Annotated in this window: 16 protein-coding genes; 12 read left to right on the top strand and 4 right to left on the bottom strand. The window is 70.3% G+C overall.

The window, feature by feature from the left end; all coding sequences use genetic code 11:
* Positions 1–69: 69 nt before the first annotated feature.
* The 3 genes from AB0D93_RS28335 (at position 70) to AB0D93_RS28325 (ending at position 3,945) form a co-directional block, all read left to right on the top strand.
* The gene (locus AB0D93_RS28335; protein ID WP_362124877.1) at positions 70–957 is read left to right on the top strand and encodes a FadR/GntR family transcriptional regulator; all 888 of its coding nucleotides are present in this window, start codon (positions 70–72) and stop codon (positions 955–957) included.
* 438 nt (positions 958–1,395) lie between these two features.
* Positions 1,396–2,940: an RNA polymerase sigma factor gene (locus tag AB0D93_RS28330; protein ID WP_362124874.1), complete on the top strand. Its 1,545-nt coding sequence runs from the start codon at positions 1,396–1,398 to the stop codon at positions 2,938–2,940.
* Positions 2,941–3,063: 123 nt separating this feature from the next.
* The gene (locus AB0D93_RS28325; protein WP_362124871.1) at positions 3,064–3,945 is read left to right on the top strand and encodes a serine protease; all 882 of its coding nucleotides are present in this window, start codon (positions 3,064–3,066) and stop codon (positions 3,943–3,945) included.
* Between the two features lie 79 nt (positions 3,946–4,024).
* Here the strand turns inward: AB0D93_RS28325 and AB0D93_RS28320 are convergent, their stop codons facing one another.
* The gene (locus tag AB0D93_RS28320) at positions 4,025–4,255 is read right to left on the bottom strand and encodes a hypothetical protein (protein ID WP_030735014.1); all 231 of its coding nucleotides are present in this window, start codon (positions 4,253–4,255) and stop codon (positions 4,025–4,027) included.
* A gap of 441 nt (positions 4,256–4,696) precedes the next feature.
* Here AB0D93_RS28320 and AB0D93_RS28315 point away from each other — a divergent pair, with 441 nt between their 5' ends.
* The 6 genes from AB0D93_RS28315 (at position 4,697) to AB0D93_RS28290 (ending at position 11,888) form a co-directional block, all read left to right on the top strand.
* Complete coding sequence (locus AB0D93_RS28315) at positions 4,697–6,820, top strand: DNA topoisomerase IV subunit B (RefSeq protein WP_362124868.1); 2,124 nt, start codon at positions 4,697–4,699, stop codon at positions 6,818–6,820.
* Between the two features lie 506 nt (positions 6,821–7,326).
* Positions 7,327–7,848 carry a DUF1453 domain-containing protein gene (locus tag AB0D93_RS28310; RefSeq protein ID WP_362124865.1) on the top strand — a complete coding sequence of 174 codons (522 nt, stop codon included), beginning with the start codon at positions 7,327–7,329 and terminating at the stop codon, positions 7,846–7,848.
* Positions 7,845–8,996 (top strand): histidine kinase, encoded by a 1,152-nt coding sequence (locus AB0D93_RS28305; protein ID WP_362124862.1) that lies wholly within the window; start codon positions 7,845–7,847, stop codon positions 8,994–8,996. The genes AB0D93_RS28310 and AB0D93_RS28305 overlap by 4 nt, the downstream gene beginning before the upstream one ends.
* A complete protein-coding gene (locus AB0D93_RS28300) occupies positions 8,993–9,682 on the top strand; it encodes a response regulator transcription factor (RefSeq protein ID WP_362124858.1) in 690 nt (229 codons plus the stop codon). Before AB0D93_RS28305 ends, AB0D93_RS28300 begins: the two co-directional genes overlap by 4 nt.
* Positions 9,683–9,750: 68 nt before the next feature.
* On the top strand, positions 9,751–10,299 hold the full coding sequence (locus AB0D93_RS28295) for a DUF485 domain-containing protein (protein WP_362124855.1): 549 nt from the start codon (positions 9,751–9,753) through the stop codon (positions 10,297–10,299).
* On the top strand, positions 10,296–11,888 hold the full coding sequence (locus tag AB0D93_RS28290) for a cation acetate symporter (protein ID WP_362124852.1): 1,593 nt from the start codon (positions 10,296–10,298) through the stop codon (positions 11,886–11,888). Before AB0D93_RS28295 ends, AB0D93_RS28290 begins: the two co-directional genes overlap by 4 nt.
* 18 nt (positions 11,889–11,906) lie before the next feature.
* Here AB0D93_RS28290 and AB0D93_RS28285 read toward each other — a convergent pair whose 3' ends face one another.
* The gene (locus AB0D93_RS28285; protein ID WP_362124848.1) at positions 11,907–12,599 is read right to left on the bottom strand and encodes a response regulator; all 693 of its coding nucleotides are present in this window, start codon (positions 12,597–12,599) and stop codon (positions 11,907–11,909) included.
* Between the two features lie 158 nt (positions 12,600–12,757).
* On the opposite strand from AB0D93_RS28285, the gene AB0D93_RS28280 reads away from it, so the two are divergent.
* The 3 genes from AB0D93_RS28280 (at position 12,758) to AB0D93_RS28270 (ending at position 15,571) form a co-directional block, all read left to right on the top strand.
* Positions 12,758–13,573, top strand: coding sequence for an ABC transporter ATP-binding protein (locus AB0D93_RS28280; RefSeq protein WP_362124845.1), 816 nt, complete (start codon positions 12,758–12,760; stop codon positions 13,571–13,573).
* On the top strand, positions 13,563–14,426 hold the full coding sequence (locus AB0D93_RS28275; RefSeq protein ID WP_362124842.1) for an ABC transporter permease: 864 nt from the start codon (positions 13,563–13,565) through the stop codon (positions 14,424–14,426). The genes AB0D93_RS28280 and AB0D93_RS28275 overlap by 11 nt, the downstream gene beginning before the upstream one ends.
* Positions 14,427–14,512: 86 nt before the next feature.
* Entirely contained in the window at positions 14,513–15,571 is a 1,059-nt protein-coding gene (locus tag AB0D93_RS28270) for an ABC transporter substrate-binding protein (protein WP_362124839.1), read from the top strand.
* Between the two features lie 18 nt (positions 15,572–15,589).
* On the opposite strand, the gene AB0D93_RS28265 is transcribed toward AB0D93_RS28270, so the two are convergent.
* Positions 15,590–16,270, bottom strand: a complete 681-nt coding sequence (locus AB0D93_RS28265; RefSeq protein ID WP_362124836.1) for a response regulator — start codon at positions 16,268–16,270, stop codon at positions 15,590–15,592.
* A complete protein-coding gene (locus AB0D93_RS28260) occupies positions 16,267–17,946 on the bottom strand; it encodes a sensor histidine kinase (protein WP_362124833.1) in 1,680 nt (559 codons plus the stop codon). Before AB0D93_RS28260 ends, AB0D93_RS28265 begins: the two co-directional genes overlap by 4 nt.
* Positions 17,947–17,957: the final 11 nt, after the last annotated feature.

The following is a 17,957-nucleotide window of genomic DNA, read 5'->3' as shown; positions in this document are numbered from 1 at the left end:
CGATCACCCTTTCGTGTGCTTTTCACCAAAGACCTCAAGGGAGTTGGAGGCGACGCCGACAAAGGATCCGTGAGTACCCTTGCGCACACCATGATGACCGCCGCCCGCTCCACCGACTCCGGTCTGGTCGGCCCGGGCGAACTCGACCGCTACCCCTACGCAGAGCCCCAGGTGGCCGACCGCGTCGGAGCGCCTTCCTGGGAAGGCGCGGACCCCGAGCTGGGCCGCGTCGGCCGGCGCGCCGCAGGCAGCCGCGGACGCGGACTGCACGGCCAACTCGTACAACAGCTGGGACAGATGATCGTCTCCGGCGACCTGGGCGCGGACCGCCCGCTGGTGCCCGAGGAGATCGGCCAGCGCTTCGAGGTCTCCCGCACCGTCGTCCGCGAGTCCCTCCGTGTCCTCGAGGCCAAGGGCCTCGTCAGCGCCCGCCCGAACGTCGGCACGCGCGTGCGTCCCGTCAGCGACTGGAACCTGCTCGACCCGGACATCATCGAGTGGCGGGCCTTCGGGCCCCAGCGCGACGACCAGCGACGCGAGCTCAGCGAGCTGCGCTGGACGATCGAGCCGCTCGCCGCCCGCCTGGCCGCCGGTCACGGACGTGAGGAGGTGCAGCAGCGCCTGTGCGACATGGTCGAGATCATGAGTCACGCCCTCGCCCAGGGCGACGCGCTGACGTACTCGCGCGCCGACAACGAGTTCCACGCGCTGCTCATCCAGATCGCCGGCAACCGCATGCTGGAGCACCTGTCCGGGATCGTCTCGGCGGCGCTCCAGGTCTCGGGCGGCCCGGTCACGGGATGTGACCGGCCGAACGAGTCGTCGCTCGCACAGCACGCGCGGATCGTCGACGCGCTCGGCACCGGCGACGGCACGGCGGCCGAGACGGCCATGCGTCAACTGCTCACGGTCCACCCCGAGGTCGAGCGCGTGGTGCCCGCCCCGCGCGAGCACTGACCTCCGGGGTCAGGGCGGTGCGGTCGCCGGTGTGCGGCGTCCTCGTGGTGCTCTTGGCGGCGCCGGGCTCGTTGCCGGCCGCCGCTGGACCCTGCCGGACCCTGTGCGGTCCGGCGGGGCCCAGCGGTGCGACGGGCCGCCGGGGGCCAAGCGCACGACCGGGCGAGGCAACGACGGTGATCTCCTCTGCCCGACTCTGACCGCTTTTGACTGCTTACGGGGTGTGACTCGGGCCACGCAGATTGGGCGTAACGCTCGTGGGAACAGCGCGATGACCTAAGAGGTGACAGTCGCGGAGGGAATACGGACGCCATGACAGGCGCTGTGCATCTTCCCGGCCCCCGCCCGCGCCGTCGGCCCATCCCCAGGCCGGTGGTCGGCTCCTGTCCGCAGTGGACGGTGCCGGAAGCCGTTTTCCAACGTTCCGAGAGGTTGTTCGTGTCGGCCAGCACATCCCGTACGCTCCCGCCGGAGATCGCCGAGTCCGTCTCTGTCATGGCGCTCATTGAGCGGGGAAAGGCTGAGGGGCAGATCGCCGGCGACGATGTGCGTCGGGCCTTCGAAGCTGACCAGATTCCGGCCACTCAGTGGAAGAACGTACTGCGCAGCCTCAACCAGATTCTTGAGGAAGAGGGTGTGACGCTGATGGTCAGTGCCGCAGAGCCCAAGCGCACCCGCAAGAGCGTCGCAGCGAAGAGCCCGGCCAAGCGCACCGCCACCAAGACGGTCGCGGCGAAGACGGTGACGACCAGGAAGGCCACCGCCACCACGGCCGCCCCTGCGGCGCCCACCGCTCCGGCCGCAGCCGATTCCGCCGAGGAAGCCGCACCCGCCCAGAAGGCCGCGGCGAAGAAGGCGACCGCCAAGAAGGCGGCCACCGCCAAGAAGACCGTCGCGAAGAAGACGGCCGCTAAGAAGACCACGGCCAAGAAGGACGACGCCGAGATTCTCGAGGACGAGGTTCTCGAGGACACCAAGGTCGCCGACGAGCCCGAGGGCGCCGAGAACGCGGGCTTCGTGCTGTCCGACGAGGACGAGGACGACGCGCCCGCGCAGCAGGTCGCCGCCGCCGGCGCCACCGCCGACCCGGTCAAGGACTACCTGAAGCAGATCGGCAAGGTCCCCCTGCTCAACGCCGAGCAGGAGGTCGAGCTGGCCAAGCGCATCGAGGCGGGTCTGTTCGCCGAGGACAAGCTGGCCAACGCCGACAAGCTGGCGCCGAAGCTCAAGCGCGAGCTGGAGATCATCGCCGAGGACGGCCGCCGCGCCAAGAACCACCTGCTGGAGGCCAACCTCCGTCTGGTGGTCTCCCTGGCCAAGCGCTACACCGGCCGCGGCATGCTCTTCCTGGACCTCATCCAGGAGGGCAACCTCGGTCTGATCCGCGCGGTCGAGAAGTTCGACTACACCAAGGGCTACAAGTTCTCCACGTACGCCACCTGGTGGATCCGTCAGGCCATCACCCGCGCCATGGCCGACCAGGCCCGCACCATCCGTATCCCGGTGCACATGGTCGAGGTCATCAACAAGCTCGCGCGCGTGCAGCGCCAGATGCTCCAGGACCTGGGCCGCGAGCCCACCCCGGAGGAGCTGGCCAAGGAGCTCGACATGACCCCGGAGAAGGTCATCGAGGTCCAGAAGTACGGCCGCGAGCCCATCTCGCTGCACACCCCGCTGGGCGAGGACGGCGACAGCGAGTTCGGTGACCTCATCGAGGACTCCGAGGCCGTCGTCCCGGCCGACGCCGTCAGCTTCACGCTCCTGCAGGAGCAGCTGCACTCCGTCCTGGACACCCTGTCCGAGCGCGAGGCCGGCGTCGTCTCCATGCGGTTCGGTCTCACCGACGGTCAGCCGAAGACACTCGACGAGATCGGCAAGGTGTACGGCGTCACGCGTGAGCGGATCCGCCAGATCGAGTCCAAGACCATGTCGAAGCTGCGCCATCCGTCGCGTTCCCAGGTGCTGCGCGACTACCTCGACTAGGTCGCGGTCGTACGACGGCGAAGGCCCGGTTCCCCCGAGGGGGAGCCGGGCCTTCGTGCTGCGCGCGGTCGCACAGTGGATCACTCTGGGTGTTCCGGAACCACCCGAGAGTGAGGTTGCTGCATGCGCCGTTCCGTTGTCCGGGCACTGATCCGGCCGCTTGCCCTGGCGGCCACGATGACCGTGATACCTCTGGTGAGCGCGGCTCCCGTCGCCGCCGACAGCGTGGTGGTCGGGGGCTTCCCGATAGAGATCTCACAGGCCCCCTGGACGGTCGCGCTGTCCAGCCGTGACCGGTTCGGGGGTACGCGGGCGGGCCAGTTCTGCGGCGGCGTGGCCGTCGCACCGACGGCGGTGCTCACCGCGGCCCACTGTCTGGGGGAGGACGTCCTCGGAGCGCCCGGGAACCGCGCGCGCGACTTCCGGGTCATCACGGGCCGCACCGATCTGCTGTCGGGCGAGGGCCGGGAGATCGCCGTACGTGACGCCCGGATCAATCCCGGGTACGACAGCGAGACCAACGCCGGCGACTTCGCCGTACTCACCCTCGCCCAGCCGCTGCCGAAGAGCGCGGTCGTCGGCATGGCGGCCGCGGGCGACCCGGCCTACGCGCCCGGCACGAAGGCCCTGGTCTCCGGTTGGGGGGACCTCAGCGGCGACGGGGCCTACCCCCGCAGGCTGCACGCCGCACGCGTGCGTGTACTGCCCGACGAACTCTGCGCTCGCGCGTACCCGGGCGGCCCCGACGGGACCTACCAGGCGCGCAGCATGCTCTGCGCAGGGGAGACCGCCGGCGGCCCGGACGCGTGCCAGGGAGACAGCGGCGGCCCGCTGGTGGTGGCAGGGCGCCTCATCGGGCTCGTGTCATGGGGCAACGGCTGTGGCAAACCGGGTAGCCCCGGCGTGTACACGCGCGTCTCCGAAGTCGTACGCGTCCTGAAGGCGACCTCGGGGGGCCAGAAGGGGCCCCACGGGCGCTCCTGGCGCGCCGGTACGGCGGCATGAGCACGGGCGGCCGCTCCTGGGGGGAGCGGCCGCCCGTTCACCGGCCTGTGCCGGGGCTGGCTCGTCGTGTGTGCGAGATTCAGCGCTCTTCTTCGGAAGCGGTGTTCGGAACGGACGTCAGCCGCTCCGTCTCGTCCTGTATCTCAGCGGCGATCTTCTTGAGTTCCGGCTCGAACTTGCGACCGTGGTGGGCGCAGAAGAGCAGTTCTCCGCCGCTGAGCAGGACGACGCGCAGGTATGCCTGGGCGCCGCAGCGGTCGCAGCGATCGGCGGCCGTCAACGGGCTCGCGGGGGTCAGAACAGTAGTCACGTCGCCTCTTCTCTAGCTCGACGAGCTGTCGTACCAGGGTCAACATCCAACCAGCCCGAAAACGTTCCCGCTCGTGGCATTTCCTCGAAAAAAATCTTCCGGGGCGGCTGTCTGCTGCCGGTTGGCGGCGAATGTGCCGTAGTGCGTCTCTTATGGTGCTTACGGTTTCGCGCAGTGTTGTGTCTCGGTCCTCCAGGCCGGGTTGCCTGTTGTTCATGAGGACGTGCCCGGAGCCTAAATGGTTCATGCCTCCAAGGGAACGTGATATGTACTTCACCCCATCGAGGGATCGAACATCTATGCGAGCCTGGACTAGTCTGAGTTCCCGACGAGGGTGGCGTTACACCGGCTCTACCAGGCCTCGGTACCCTCTGAGCGGCGACCGAAGCCGTCCCCTTACCCAGTAGGGGGCCAACTGAAATTCAGCGAGGAGCGAACCGCGTGACCGCCGATACGTCCGTGCCGTCCACAGCGCTGCTGGCAGGAGCAGACCGGGACGGCTCCAACTACACCGCGCGGCACCTGCTCGTCCTCGAGGGCCTCGAGGCCGTGCGCAAGCGCCCGGGCATGTACATCGGCTCGACCGACAGCCGCGGTCTGATGCACTGCCTGTGGGAGATCATCGACAACTCCGTGGACGAGGCTCTCGCGGGCGTCTGCGACCGCATCGAGGTGATCCTCCACGACGACGGCTCCGTGGAGGTGCGTGACAACGGCCGCGGCATCCCCGTGGACGTGGAGCCCAGGACCGGGCTGTCCGGCGTCGAGGTCGTCATGACCAAGCTCCACGCCGGCGGCAAGTTCGGAGGCGGCTCGTACGCCGCCTCCGGCGGCCTGCACGGTGTCGGTGCCTCTGTCGTCAACGCCCTCTCCGCCCGTCTCGACGTCGAGGTGGACCGCGGCGGCCACACGCACGCCATCAGCTTCCGGCGCGGCGTGCCCGGCGCCTTCGCGTCCGGCGGCGCCGACGGGAAGTTCGAGGCCAAGAGCGGCCTGCGCAAGACCAAGAAGATCCCCAAGACCCGCACCGGCACGCGCGTGCGGTACTGGGCCGACCGGCAGATCTTCCTCAAGGACGCCAAGCTCTCCCTGGAGACCCTGCACCAGCGCGCCCGGCAGACCGCCTTCCTGGTGCCGGGCCTGACGATCGTCGTCCGCGACGAGTTCGGCCTGGGCGACGGCGGCAGCAAGGGCGAGGAGTCCTTCCGCTTCGACGGCGGGATCAGCGAGTTCTGCGAGTACCTGGCGGGCGACAAGCCGGTCTGCGACGTCCTGCGCTTCTCCGGCAAGGGCACCTTCAAGGAGACGGTCCCCGTCCTGGACGAGCACGGGCAGATGACGCCGACCGAGGTCACGCGTGAGCTGGGCGTGGACGTCGCGCTGCGCTGGGGAACGGGCTACGACACGAGCGTCCGGTCCTTCGTCAACATCATCGCCACCCCCAAGGGCGGCACTCACGTCTCCGGCTTCGAGCAGGCCGTGACGGGGGTGTTCAACGATGTGCTGCGCGCCAAGAAGCTGCTGCGGGTGGCCGAGGACAACATCGTCAAGGACGACGCCCTCGAGGGCCTCACCGCCGTCGTGACCGTGCGCCTGGCCGAGCCGCAGTTCGAGGGCCAGACCAAGGAGGTCCTGGGTACGTCGGCGGCCCGCCGCATCGTGAACAGCGTGGTCACCAAGGAGCTGAAGGCGTTCCTGACCAGCACGAAGCGGGACGCCGCCGCTCAGGCCCGGGTCGTCATGGAGAAGGTGGTGGCCGCCGCCCGTACGCGTGTCGCGGCCCGCCAGCACAAGGACGCCCAGCGCCGGAAGACGGCCCTGGAGTCCTCGTCCCTGCCGGCGAAGCTCGCCGACTGCCGCAGCGACGACGTCGACCGCAGCGAGCTGTTCATCGTCGAGGGAGACTCCGCCCTCGGTACCGCCAAGCTCGCGCGCAACTCCGAGTTCCAGGCCCTTCTGCCGATCCGCGGCAAGATCCTCAACGTGCAGCGGTCGTCCGTGACCGACATGCTCAAGAACGCCGAGTGCGGCGCGATCATCCAGGTCATAGGAGCGGGGTCGGGCCGTACGTTCGACATCGACCAGGCCCGCTACGGCAAGATCATCATGATGACCGACGCCGACGTGGACGGCTCGCACATCCGCTGCCTGCTGCTCACGCTGTTCCAGCGCTACATGCGGCCGATGGTCGAGGCCGGCCGGGTCTTCGCCGCGGTGCCGCCGCTGCACCGCATCGAGATCGTCCAGCCGAAGAAGGGCCAGGACAAGTACGTCTACACGTACTCCGACCGCGAGCTGCGCGACAAACTCATGGAGTTCCAGAGCAAGGGCATCCGGTACAAGGACTCCATCCAGCGTTACAAGGGTCTGGGTGAGATGGACGCCGACCAGCTGGCCGAGACCACAATGGATCCGCGTCACCGCACCCTGCGCAGGATCAACCTGTCCGACCTCGAGGCCGCCGAGCAGGTCTTCGACCTGCTGATGGGCAACGACGTGGCGCCCCGCAAGGAGTTCATCTCCAGCTCGGCGGCGACGCTGGACCGGTCGCGCATCGACGCGTAGCCGCCGTACCGGTCTTCGGCCGCAGCGGGCCTGCCGAGGCGGGCCGGGCGCAGCGACGCGGGGCGGGCCCAGCGACGCGGTGCGCGGGACGTGACCGGCTTGCTGACCGGCGAAGGACGACGGTCGTCCTTCGCCGGCCGCACGACCCCGGCCGACGACAGGCCCGGCGTGTGCCGGCGCGGGTGCGGTCGTGGCATGCGCTTGCGGTGCCGGATGCATGCCGGGTGCGTGCCGGATGCATGCCGGGTGCGGTCGGTGGTGCTGACGGCGCCCGGCTGAAGGCCGGCAGCTCTGTCGAGCGGCGGGACCCGCCCGTCCGAGTCCGTCCTCCGCCCCCGCAGGGGTCTGCATCCGTGGGATCTGCACCCGTGGGTGGAGATGGAGCCCTCCTGATTTCCACCCGTGATCCACCCGGGCTCCGATCTCCCGACCTGCGCTTTTCCGTAGCTTCGATGGTGTCGGCGGCACCCGCTGCCGGCACCACCTTCTCGCTCACGGAGGCTCTGATGCCCGGGCTCGTCAACGCGCTGGTGATCGTGGCCGTCGCCGCCATAGTGATCGCGCGGCAGTTCCGCGCCCGCGCGATCAACACCGACCGGCGCTGGTGGCTGCTCCCCGTGATCCTCGCCGTCGTCGCACTGCGCGAGCCCGGCATCCTCGACGCTCATCACCGCGTGGAATCGGCCGCACTGCTCGCGGTGGAGCTGTTGACCGGTCTGGCCACAGGCGCCGGCTGGGCCTGGACGACTCGTATCTGGACGGCTCCCGACGGCGTCGTGTGGACGAAGAGCACCAAGGCAAGCGGCGCCGTATGGGCCCTGGGCATCGCCCTGCGCATAGGTGTCTACGGCATCGGCGCCGCGCTCGGCCTGCACCAGGACAGCTCCGCCCTGATGCTGGGCCTCGCCGGCACCCTGTTGGTGCGCGGCGGGATCCTGGTCTGGCGGGCCCAGTCTTTCGGCACCGCGAACCGTCCTGCCCCGGCGTACGGTGACGGCATGCGGTCGGTCAGGAGGGAGCGCGCGTGACCGAGAACGCCTGGACACGCTGGCCGTCGCGGGAGGCGCTCGGCCGTGCGGGAATCTCCCGGCCACGGCGCATGCTCGCCTGGGCGGTGAGACTGCTCGTGCTCGCGCTGCTGCTGTGGAGTGCCTTCAGCCAGCGGCACGTCGGCGCCTGGAGCGGCCTCGCGGCAGCGGCGGGAGTCCTCCTGGCCGCGTTCGTCTCCTGGGCCTTCTTCCGGACGACCTACCAGCACCGGTTGGTGCCCTCCCTCGGGCTCGTCGCCGTCCTCCTGGCGATCGCCGTCGCCGCCGAGGCCACCGGGTTCAGAGCGCCGGCCCTGGTGCTCTGGTGCGGCTGCGGAATCAGCGCCCTGGAGCGGCTCCCGCTGGGAGCGGCGCTCCCCGTGGCGTCGGTCGCTCTGGCGTCGTACTCCGCCTTCAACAACGACGTGTGGCTGACCACGGCCGCCACCGTGGCCGGCATGGCCCTCGCCGGATACGTTCTGCGGCTGGACGCCGAGGCTCGCGGCAACGCACATCGACTCCTCGCCCAGGAGCGCGCCGCCCGGGCGGCCGAGGCCGAGTCCGCCGCCCTGGACGAGCGGGCGCGCATCGCACGGGAGATTCACGACGTCCTGGCCCACAGCCTCTCGGCGCAGCTGGTGCACCTGGAGGCGGCCCGGCTGCTGATCGAGAACGGCGCGGACCGCGAACGCATCCTGGAGCGGGTGGTGGCCGCCCGGGGCATGGCCCGCGACGGACTCGCCGAGACCCGGCAGGCCCTGTCCGCCCTGCGGGGTGAGCTGACTCCGCTGGAGGACTTCCTGAGCGAACTCGTCAGCGGGGCCGACGGTGCCGAGATCACCGTGACGGGTGAGCGCAAACCCCTGCCGGTGGAGGCCTCCCAGACCCTGCGCAGGGTCGCCCAGGAGGCGCTGACGAACGTCCGCAAGCACGCACACGGCGCCAAGGTGTGCCTGCGGCTCGACTACAGCGACCACGAAGTGACACTGAACGTACGGGACTCGGGCGGTCGACCGGGCGAACTCACGGGCTCCGGGGGCGGGTACGGTCTGCTGGGCATGCGCGAGCGTGCCGAGCTGCTGGGCGGCTCGCTCGACGCGGGGCCGGACGAGGAGGGTTTCGTGGTGACGCTGAAGGTGCCCGTATGACGGAGACGGAGGGGGAGAAGAAGCCCGCACGGGTGGTGGTGGCCGACGACCAGACGGTGGTCCGGGAGGGCATCGTGATGCTGCTCGGGCTGTTGCCCGGAGTGGAGGTCGTGGGCGCTGCGGGAGACGGCGAGGAGGCGGTGCGGCTGGTCGGGGAACTGGCCCCGGACGTCGTTCTGATGGACCTCAGGATGCCCCGCTGCGACGGCGTGGAGGCCACCCGGCGGATCCGGGCGCAGTACCCGGGGACCCAGGTCGTGGTCCTCACCACGTACGCGGACGACGAGTCGTTGTTCCCCGCGCTGCGCGCCGGCGCCCGGGGCTATCTGACCAAGGACGCGGGCGGTGACGAGATCGTGCGTGCCGTGGAGAGCGTGCTGTCGGGGGAGGCGGGCCTGTCACCCAGCGTCCAGCGCCGGTTGCTGGAGCGGCTGTCCCAGCCCGAGCCCGGCCCGCCGGCGCCTGCCGGGGCGCCGCCCGATGGACTGACGGCGCGGGAGACCGAGGTCCTGCTGCTGATCGCCGAGGGGCTCAGCAATCAGGAGATCGCCCGCAGGCTGCATGTGTCGACCGCGACGGTGAAGACACACATCAACAACCTCTTCTCCAAGACGGGCCTCAAGGACCGGGCGCAGGCGGTGCGTTACGCCTACAGCAAGGGCCTGGTGCGGCCGCCCGCGCAGTGAATCACCTGATGGGGTGAAGAGCCGGGGGAAGAAGAGTCAGGGATCTTCCGATCTGTCCATCCTTGGGCATGCAGTCAAGCAACGGTCGTGCCCGTGGAGCCGGGGACGGTTCCGAGCGTTCGGCCGAGAACCAGGAAGACCACGAGGCGCCCTCCCGCGACATCAGGTACGAGGACCCTTGGTACGACGCCCTGGCCTCCGGCTGGGGCGAACTGGACGGCACCGGTGCGCCCGCCCCGGCGGTGCCGCCCGCTCGCGGAGGGCGGAGCGGAGCGGCGGCCCCTGCCCGCGACGTGTACGTCGAGGTGCAGGGCAGCGCGGCCTTCCAGGAGGTGCGCACCACGTACCGGCGGTTCGTGGTGCCCGGAGTCGCCGTCTTCCTCACCTGGTACGTGGCCTATGTGGTCACCGCCACGGCCGCGCCCGGCCTCATGGCCCGGCCCGTGGCGGGGGCTGTGAACGTGGCCATGCTGGCAGGGCTCGGACAGTTCCTGACCACGTTCCTGCTCACCTGGGCCTACGCCCGGCATGCACGGCTGCGCCGGGACCGGGCCGCGCTGGAACTGCGCTGGGACACCCAGGAACTGGCCCGTGGGATGCGGGGAGGTGCCTCGTGACCGCTGACCATCAGACGCTGGCGCTGCTGCTGTTCAGCGGTTTCGTGGCCGTCACCCTCGGGATCACGACGTGGGTGAGCCGTCGCAGGCACGGTTCGGCCGAGGAGTTCTATGCCGGGGGGCGGCTGTTCTCTCCCATGGAGAATGGTTTCGCCATCGCGGGTGACTACATGTCGGCGGCCTCCTTCCTCGGGGTCACCGGGCTCATCGCGCTGTACGGGTACGACGGGATGCTCTATGTCGTGGGCTTCCTCGTGGCGTGGCTGGTCGTGCTGTTCCTGGTGGCCGAACTGGTGCGCAACTGCGGACGGTTCACCCTGGCCGACGTGGTGGCCGCCCGGATGAGCGAGCGGCCGGTGCGGATCGCCGCGGGAACTTCCTCGGTCACGGTGTCCGTTCTGTATCTGGTGGCGCAAATGGTCGGCGCGGGCAGTCTGGTGGCGCTGCTGCTGGGGCGCACGAGCAGGGTGGACCAGGCCTGGGCGGTCATCGGGGTCGGCGCGCTCATGGTGATCTATGTGTCGGTGGGAGGGATGCGGGCCACCACCTGGATCCAGATCGTCAAGGCGGTACTGCTGCTGAGCGGCACGATCGCCCTGACCGTGCTCGTCCTGCTGCGCTTCCACGGAGACGTCGACCGGTTGCTGCTCACGGCCGCGGACCGCAGCGGTCACGGAAGGGCGTTCCTGGCGCCGGGCCTGAAGTACGGGGGGACGTGGACCGCCCGCATCGACTTCATCAGCCTTGGGCTCGCCCTGGTGCTGGGCACGGCAGGACTGCCGCACATCCTGTCCCGCTTCTTCACCGTGCCCACCGCGCGGGCGGCCCGCCGTTCCGCGGTGTGGTCCATCGGGCTGATCGGCGGCTTCTATCTGATGACGATCGTCCTCGGCTTCGGGGCGGCCGCGGTGCTGGGGCCGCAGACGGTGCGCGGTTCGAACGCGGCCGGGAACACGGCGGTGCCGCTGCTCGCCCTCGACCTCGGCGGCGGCGCGGACTCCACGGGCGGCACGGTCCTGTTCTCGGTCGTCGCCGCCGTGGCCTTCGCCACGATCCTCGCCGTGGTCGCCGGCATCACGCTCGCCTCGTCCGCGTCGGTGGCGCACGACCTGTACGCCTCGCTGCGGCGCTCGCGCGGCAAGGTGCGCAGCGAGGTGGCCGTGGCGCGGTGGGCGGCGGTCGGCATCGGTGTCGTGGCGATCGCGCTCGGTCTGCTGGCCCGCGATCTCAACGTCGCCTTCCTCGTCGGCCTCGCGTTCGCCGTCGCCGCGTCGGCGAACCTTCCCGTGCTGCTGTACTCGCTGTTCTGGCGCGGCTTCACCACCCGCGGCGCCGTGTGGGCCGTATACGGCGGGCTGATCCCGGCGCTGGGACTGGTGCTGCTGTCCCCGGTGGTGTCCGGCAGCCCCACCTCGCTGTTCCCGGACGTCGACTTCCAGTACTTCCCGTTGCAGAACCCGGGCATCGTCTCCGTCCCGCTCGGCTTCCTGGCCGGCTGGCTCGGCACGGTGACCTCCGGGGAGGTCCCGGACGAGGCCAAGTACGCCGAGACGGAGGTACGGTCACTGACCGGCGCCGGGGCCGTGTAGGAGGCGCCGCAGGGCCCGTTACGGCGCCACCCAGGCGTACCGGTGCTCCGGCCGTCCGGTGTCGCCGTACCTCAGGGAGAGCCGGAGCCGGCCCGCCTGTTCCAGGTGGCGGAGATAGCGCTGGGCCGTGGAGCGGCTCAGGCCGGTCCTGGCGGCCACCTCGTGCGCCGACAGCGGCTGGTCGGCGCGGTGCAGGACGCCGCAGATCAGATCGGTCGTGGGCTCCGAGTGGCCGCTCGGCAGGCCGGGCGCGGACGGCGCGGGGCTCGTCCGCAGCGCCCCGAAGATCCGGTCTACCTGCTCCTGGCCCGTCACTCCCCGGCCCCCGACCCGGTCCACCGTGCGACGCAGCGCGGCGTAGGAGTCGAGCCGGGTGCGCAGGGCGGCGAAGGTGAAGGGCTTGACCAGATAGTGCAGGGCGCCCAGGCGCATGGCCTGCTGGACGGTCGTCACATCGCTGGCCGCGGTGATCATGATGACGTCGGTGCCGTACCCCTGCTCCCGCATCCGGTGGACCAGGTCGAGGCCCGTCTGGTCCGGCAGATAGTGGTCGAGCAGAACCAGGTCGACGCTGCCGCGTTCGACAGCGGCCAGTGCCTGGGCGGCGCTGTGCGCGCGTGCGGTCACCCGGAAGCCGGGAACCTTTCCCACGTACTTGGCGTTTATCTCTGCGACGCGGTAGTCGTCGTCCACGACGAGGACGTCAATCATCAGGCCTCTCCTTCAAGGCCGACGAGCGTTGAGCCCGTGTTTCGGCTCCGCAGTTGTAGCGCGAGCAAAATGAGCACAACAGACTGTTGCGAGCAAAAGAACGGCTTGTAAGCACAAGACTGCTGCTGTGGCCGGAACCACACCTACCGTCCCGGGCCATGAGCGCACACACCAGCCCCGCCATCGAGCTGCGGGGCGCGAGCAAGACCTTCAGAACCCCGTCCGGGGGACTGCACACGGCCGTGCGCGGTCTGGATCTCGCCGTCGGGCGGGGCGAGTTCGTGGCCGTCGTAGGCCCGACGGGCTGCGGTAAGTCGACCACGCTGACGCTGGTCAGCGGCCTGGAGGAGCCCACCGAGGGCGAGGTGCTGGTGGCCGGCGAGCCGGTCGAGGGCGTCGGCGACAAGGTCGGCTTCGTCTTCCAGCAGGACGCCACCTTTCCCTGGCGCACGGTCCTGTCCAACGTCATGGCCGGCCCGCGTTTCCGGGGCGTGCCGAAGGCCGAGGCCAAGGAGAAGGCACGTGAGTGGCTGGCCCGCGTCGGGCTCGCCGCCTTCGAGGACCGTTACCCGCACCAGCTCTCCGGCGGCCAGCGCAAGCGCGTCGCACTTGCCGCCACCTTCGTCAACGACCCCGAGATCCTGCTGATGGACGAGCCGTTCTCGGCGCTCGACGTGCAGACCCGGGCCCTGATGTCGGACGAGCTGCTGGAGCTGTGGGAGGGCACGGGCGCCTCCGTCGTGTTCGTCACGCACGACCTGGAGGAGTCCATCGCGCTCGCCGACAAGGTCGTCGTGATGACCGCCGGGCCCGCGACCGTGAAGCAGGTCTTCGACATCGACCTGCCCCGGCCGCGCAAGGTGGAGTCGGTGCGCCTGGAGCCGCGGTTCATCGAGATCTACCGCGAGATCTGGGAGTCCCTCGGCGAAGAGGTCCGTATCACCCGTGAGAGGGGTGCCGCCCATGTCGCCTGAGGTTCTCAGCACGCCGGTCGTCGACACGGCCAAGGTCCCGGGCCGCGCCCAGTCGCGCGCCCAGGCCGCCCGCAGACGCAAGGTGGTCGTCTCGGCCGCGCGGGTGCTGCTCCTGGTGGCCGTGCTCGGCCTGTGGGAGGCCCTGTCGCGGGCCAAGGTCATCGACCCCTTCAACTTCTCGATGCCCTCGCAGATCTGGGACCAGATCTATACCTGGGTGATGCACGGAACGGCACAGGGCTCGCTGGGCGAGCAGATCTGGGCCACGCTGCAGGAAGCGCTGCTCGGCTGGGTCATCGGTGTCGTCGCCGGTGTGGTGTTCGGTATAGCTCTGGGCCGGATCTCCTTCCTCGCCGATGTCCTCGGTCCGTACATCAAGGTGCTCAACTCCATCCCCAGGATCGTCCTGGCCCCGATCTTCCTGATCTGGTTCGGGCTGGGACCCGCATCCAAGGTCGCGTCGGCCGTGGTGCTGGTGTTCTTCCCGGTGTTCTTCAACGCCTTCCAGGGCGCTCGCGAGGTCGACCGCAACCTGGTGGCCAACGCCCGGATCCTCGGCGCGAGCGACCGCCGGGTGACGCTGCAGGTGGTCATCCCGTCGGCGACCTCCTGGATCTTCACCAGCCTGCACGTCAGCTTCGGCTTCGCCCTCATCGGCGCCATCGTCGGCGAGTACATCGGCGCCACCAAGGGCATCGGCCTGCTCGTCGCCGCGTCCCAGGGCACCTTCAACGCCGCCGGCGTGTACGCCGCGATGGTCATCCTCGCGGCCGTCGCGCTCGTCGCCGAGGGACTGCTGACCTTCGCCGAGCACCGCATCTTCCGGTGGAAGCCGGCGAACTCCGGCCACTGAGTCCCGCCCGCCCGGCGCCGCCCCGAGGCCGAGCGCTCAAGAGACACCCTTCCCCGCACCGCCCCCTCACAAGGACGTGAACCGCCATGCGCAAGACCGCCAGATACGCCGCGCTCGCCGCCTCCGGCCTGCTCGCCCTCTCCTCGCTCACCGCCTGCGCCAACGACGCGGCGAGCAGCACCTCCGCCGACGCCGGCAGCAAGGGTGACGGCAAGGGTACGAAGGTCAAGATCATGGTCGGCGGCCTGGACAAGGTCATCTACCTCCCCGCGACGCTGACCCAGCGGCTCGGCTACTTCGACTCCGAGGGCCTCGACGTGGAACTCCTCAGCGAGCCCGCCGGTGTCCAGGCCGAGACCGCGCTCGTCTCCGGCCAGGTCCAGGGCGCCGTCGGCTTCTACGACCACACCCTCGACCTGCAGACCAAGGGCAAGTCCGTGGAGTCCGTCGTGCAGTTCTCGCACGCGCCCGGCGAGGTGGAGGTCGTCTCCACCAAGAAGGCGGGCGACATCACCTCGCCGAAGGACTTCAAGGGCAAGAAGCTCGGCATCACCGGTCTCGGCTCCTCGACCGACTTCCTCACCAAGTACCTCGCCGTCAAGAACGGCGTGCGTATCAGCGAGTTCACGCCGGTCGCCGTCGGTGCGGGGCCGACCTTCATCTCGGCGCTCCAGAAGGGCTCCATCGACGGCGGCATGACGACCGACCCGACCGTCGCGACGATCCTGGACAAGAAGGCGGGCAAGGTCCTGCTCGACATGCGTACCCCCGAGGGGTCGCAGAAGGCGCTGGGCGGGCCGTACCCGTCGTCCAGTCTGTACATGCAGACGGACTGGGTGAACAGCCACAAGGACACCGTCCAGAAGCTGGTCAACGCGTTCGTCAAGACGCTCAAGTGGATGTCCACCCACAGCGCCGACGAGATCGCCGCCAAGATGCCCGCCGACTACTCCCAGGGCAACAAGGCGCTCTACGCGCAGGCCATCAAGAGCACCCTGCCGATGTTCACCGACGACGGGGTGATGCCCACGAACGGCCCCGAGACCGTGGAGAAGGTGCTCAAGGCGTTCAACCCCAACATCAAGAACGCCAGGGTCGACTTGAGCAAGACGTACACGACCGAGTTCGTCAAGGCGGTCAGGTGACCGCCGCCTGAAACGCGCTCAGCCGCGGGTCGCCCACACGTAACGGTGTTCCGGGCGGCCCGCGTCGCCGTACTTGAGGGTCAGCCGGGCCCGTCCGGTGCGTTCCAGGAGCTTGAGATACCGCTGAGCCGTCTGCCGGCTCACACCCGTCCGCTCGGCGATCTCCTGGGCCGACAGCGGCCCTTCGGCGTTCATCAGCGCCTGGCGCACCAACTCGGCGGTCGTGGGGGAGTGCCCCTTGGGCAGCCCCGGCTCCGACGGCGCGGACAGGGCGCCGAAGATGCGGTCCACCTCCGCCTGTTCGGCCTCGCCGCCGCCGTCCAGGGTGCGCCGCAGCACGGCGTACGCCTCCAGTTTGGCGCGCAGACCGGCGAAGGCGAACGGCTTCACCAGGTACTGCAGCGCGCCCTGCCGCATCGCGGCCTGGACGGTGGACACGTCCCGCGCCGCCGTCACCATGATCACGTCGGTCTGGTGGCCGCGCCGGCGCATCTCCCGGACCACCGCGAGACCGGTGTCGTCGGGCAGATAGTGGTCCATGAGCACCAGGTCCAGCCGCGGCAGCGTCTCCACCTGTCGCAGCGCCTCGGCCGCGCTGTGCGCCTCGCCCGCCACGTGGAACCCCGGCACCTTCTCCACGTACGCGGCGTTGACGTGGGCGACGCGCGTGTCGTCGTCCACGACCAGGACCTCGATCATCGCGCCTCCTCCTCGGCGAGGGCAGCGGTCCCGGCGGACCGCACGGGCACCGCGGGTTCCGGTTCCGGCTCGGTCAGCGCCTCCGGCAGGACCACGGTGAACTCCGCGCCCCCGCCGCCCGCCGCGTCCGCCCTCGCGCTCCCGCCCTGCCGTTCCGCGAGCCGGCGCACCAGCGAGAGTCCGATGCCCCGCTTCCCGTGCGCGGGCGGCTTCTTGGTGGTCCAGCCCTCGGTGAAGATCAGTTCCCGCTGGTCGGCCGGGATGCCCGGGCCCGTGTCGCGCACCCGGAGGACGACCGTACGGCCCTCGGTGCGCAACTCGACCTCCACGCGCGCGTGCAGGGTGCCGGCGACCGCGTCCAGGGCGTTGTCCACCAGGTTGCCCACGACCGTGACCAGACCCCGCGGATCGATCAGCCGGTCCGGCAGCCGGCTGTGTTCGGACACCCACAGCGCGACCCCGCGCTCGGCCGCGACCGTCGCCTTGCCGACCAGCAGCGCCGCCAGCAGGGGATCCAGGATCTTCTCGGTGATCTGCTCGGCGGTGACCCGGTGGTCGCCGACCACCTCCCCGACGAACTCCACGGCGTCGTCGTACATCTCCAGTTCCAGCAGTCCGAGCAGAGTGTGCATGCGGTTGGCGTGCTCGTGGTCCTGGGCCCGCAGGGCGTCGATCAGCCCGCGCGTGGAGTCCAGTTCGCGCCCCAGCTGCTCCAGTTCGGTGCGGTCGCGCAGCGTGGCCACCGCGCCGCCGTCGTCGGTGGGCATCCGGTTGGCGACCAGCACCCGCTGGCCGCGCACGGTGAGCAGATCGGTGCCGGTCACCCGGCCGGCCAGCACGTCCGTCGTACGGCCCGCGCCGAGCGCCTCGTCGGGCGTCTGCCCGACGGCCTCGTCGCCGATGCCCAGCAGCCGCCGCGCCTCGTCGTTGAGCAGGCGGACCCGGCCGCCCTTGTCGAGGGCGACCACCCCCTCCCGGATGCCGTGCAGCATCGCCTCGCGTTCCGCGAGCAGCGCCGAGATGTCGGAGAAGGCCAGGTCCCGGGTCTGCCGCTGGACCCGGCGGGAGATCAGCCAGGCGGCCAGCGCGCCCACCGCGAGAGCGCCGCCGGCGTACGCGAACAGGCCCGGGATCGCGCTGATCAGCCGCGCCCGCACGCTGTCGTAGGCGATACCGACCGAGACCGCCCCGATGATCCGGTGGTGCGTGTCGTACAGCGGCACCTTGCCGCGGGCCGAGCGGCCCAGGGTGCCGTTGTCGATCTCCATGACCTCGTTGCCGGCCAGGGCGTCCTTGGGGCTGGTGGAGACGATCTGGCCGATCTCCGAGGGCGTGGTGTGCGACCAGCGCACCCCCCGCCGGTCCAGCACCACGATGTACTCGGCGTGCGTGGACGTGCGGATCCGCTCGGCCTCCTTCTGCACCGGGCCGTTCGCGGTCGGCGGGGTGGTCAGGACGCCCTCGGCGATCTGCGGATCCTGAGCCGTCGTCTGCGCGATGGCCAGCGCGCGGCGCTCCGCCTCCTGGTCCAGCTGCTTGCTCAGCGGCGCCAGGAACAGCCCGGTCGCGAGCACCGCGACCCCCGCGGCGATCGCCAGCTGCATCAGCAGCACCTGCGAGAACACCCGCCGTGGCAGACCGAGGCGCAGACGGCGCGCGGGGGGAGTGGGGCTCATACGCACGACGT

The sequence above is a fragment of the Streptomyces sp. NPDC048191 genome (genome assembly GCF_040652655.1).
GTDB lineage: Bacteria > Actinomycetota > Actinomycetes > Streptomycetales > Streptomycetaceae > Streptomyces.
The sequence above is the reverse complement of the archived record's forward strand: the minus strand, read 5'-3'. Positions and strand labels throughout refer to the sequence as shown.